Annotated in this window: 2 protein-coding genes and 1 pseudogene; 2 read left to right on the top strand and 1 reads right to left on the bottom strand. The window is 73.6% G+C overall.

Annotated elements, in window-relative coordinates:
- Nucleotides 1-343: pseudogene (locus ACWCSD_RS51830) on the top strand (hypothetical protein); the annotation flags it as partial.
- Nucleotides 344-348: 5 nt separating this feature from the next.
- Entirely contained in the window at nucleotides 349-888 is a 540-nt protein-coding gene (locus ACWCSD_RS51825) for a DUF1697 domain-containing protein (protein WP_387665476.1), read from the top strand.
- Here the strand turns inward: ACWCSD_RS51825 and ACWCSD_RS51820 are convergent.
- Nucleotides 885-2205: class I adenylate-forming enzyme family protein (locus ACWCSD_RS51820; RefSeq protein WP_449927147.1), on the bottom strand; the 1321-nt coding region annotated here is incomplete at its 5' end. The two genes, ACWCSD_RS51825 and ACWCSD_RS51820, sit on opposite strands and share 4 nt — an antisense overlap.

The raw sequence follows: 2205 nt of genomic DNA, 5'->3' as shown, positions 1-2205 counted from the left end.
GCTGGCCAAACGGCACCGCTTCGAGCTCGTGGGCCGCACGGTCGACGCCGAGGGCCGCACGATGCGCTTCGAGGACGGCCGCTCGGCCGACGTCGACGCCGTCGTCTGGGCGACCGGCTTCCGCTACGACTACTCCTGGGTGCACGCGCCCGTCCAGGACGAGGGCGGCGGCATCACGCAGGACCGCGGTGTGACCGCGTCCCCCGGACTCTACGTCCTCGGCATGCAGTGCCAGCACTCCTACGGTTCGGCGCTCATCTGGTGGGTAAAGGACGACGCGGCTTATCTGGTCGAGCGCATCAGGCAGTTCCGTCCCCAGGCGGTGGCGGGCAGAAGGGGTTGAGCGACATGTCCAGGCAGGTGGCGCTGCTGCGCGGAGTGAACGTCGGCGGCCGGAACATGGTGAGCATGGCCGAGCTCCGCAAGCTGCTGGAGGGCCTCGGCTTCGAGGACGTCAAGACGCACCTGCAGAGCGGCAACGTCGTCTACACCAGCGGGAAGAGCCCCGAGGCGGCGGCGGCCGAGATCCAGGCCGCGCTCGCCCGCGACCTCGGCGTCTCGGTGCCCGTCCTGGCCAGGACGGGCGCCGAGCTGGGCGAGATCCTCAAGGCCAACCCGCTCGGGGACGTCGCCGCCGACGACGCCCTGCACCTCGTCACGTTCCTGTCGGACAAGCCCGACGCAGGGCCGATCAAGGCGCTCGACCCCGACGCCTTCAAGCCCGACGTCTTCAAGCACGTCGGCAAGGAGATCTACGTCTGGTGCCCCGACGGGGTGCGCAACACCAAGCTGTCCTACTCCTTCTGGGAGAAGAAGCTCGGCGTCACCGCCACCGCCCGCAACTGGAAGACCGTCTCCAAGCTGCACGAGCTGGCCACCGCCGGTTAGCCCGCCAGCACCCGCTTGAGCGTCTTGCCGATCGGCCCGCGCGGCAGCGACTTCGCGACCACGTACCGCGCCGGCCGCTCGGCCGGGTCCAGCCGGTCGGCGGCGAAGGCGCGCAGCTCGTCCTCGGGCACGGGCGAGCGCAGCACGACGGCCGCCGTGACGCCCTGCGGCCCCTCGAACGCGGCGGCCTCGACCACCTCGGGATGCCAGTGCAGGGCGTGCTCGACCCGCAGCGAGGAGATCCGGCGCCCGCCGGCGGTGATGACGTCGGCGGCCCGGTCGAAGAAGCGCAGCCGGCCCTCCCCGTCCAGTTCGCCCAGGTCGCCCATGTGGGTCCAGCCGTCGCGGAAGGTGCGCTCGTCGGCGGCGGCGTCGGTCAGGTAGTAGCGGCGGGGGGCGGCCGAGCGCAGGCAGATCTCGCCCGCGTCGGTGACCCGCACCTCGGTGCCCGCGCTCGGGCGGCCCAGCAGCCCTTCGTCGTCGGGCGTGGGCGGCGTCTCCACCGGGCGGTGCACGAAGGCGGGGGCCGACTCCGTCGAGCCGTAGCCGATGACGATCCGCACGCCCGGCAGCGCCCGCATGAGCCGGGCCACCGTGGCCATCGGCACCGGTGCCGAGCCCAGCATGAGCGCCCGCAGGCCGGACAGGTCGTACCGCTCGTGCCAGCCGTGCGCCACCATCCGGGTCGCGGTGGACGGCGGGACGATCGCCATCGGCACCCGCAGCTTCTCCAGCATGCGGGCCACGTTCTCCGGCCCGAGGTCGGTCAGCACGTGCGTGGTCGCCGGGGCGGTCATCGCCGTCATCAGCGCGCTGTGCCCGGCGTTCGTGCCCAGCGGGACGGCGGCCAGCACCCCGTCCACGCCGGTGAACAGCTTCCCGCGGCCCTCGTGGCCGTAGGTGAGGTTCGCGACGGGGACCGCCACGGCCTTGGGACGGCCGGTCGTGCCCGAGGTGTAGAGGATCTCGGCGACGTCGTCGTCCCGGGCGCCCGCCGCGTCGCCCAACGGGCCGGGCAGCACCTGGCCCACCCCGCACTCGGCCAGCCGGGCGCGGACCTCCTCCTCCGGCAGCGCGGGCGGCAGCCCGAGCACGGTGCCGCCGGCCAGGTGCACGGCCACGGCGGCGACCGCGTGCCCGATCCAGTCGTCGTGCCGCAGCGCCGTCCTGACCGGGGCCAGCCGGGCGGCCAGCTCCTCCGACCGGGCGGTCCAGTCGGCCACCCGCAGCTCGCGCTCGCCGTCCACGACGAGTGCCACATGATCGCCCCGACGGGCGCTGACCAGTTCTGCCGGGTTCGTCGTCATGCGGCCGATG

This window comes from Nonomuraea sp. NPDC001684 (assembly GCF_053596515.1).
This window is presented reverse-complemented; position numbering and strand designations above follow the sequence as displayed.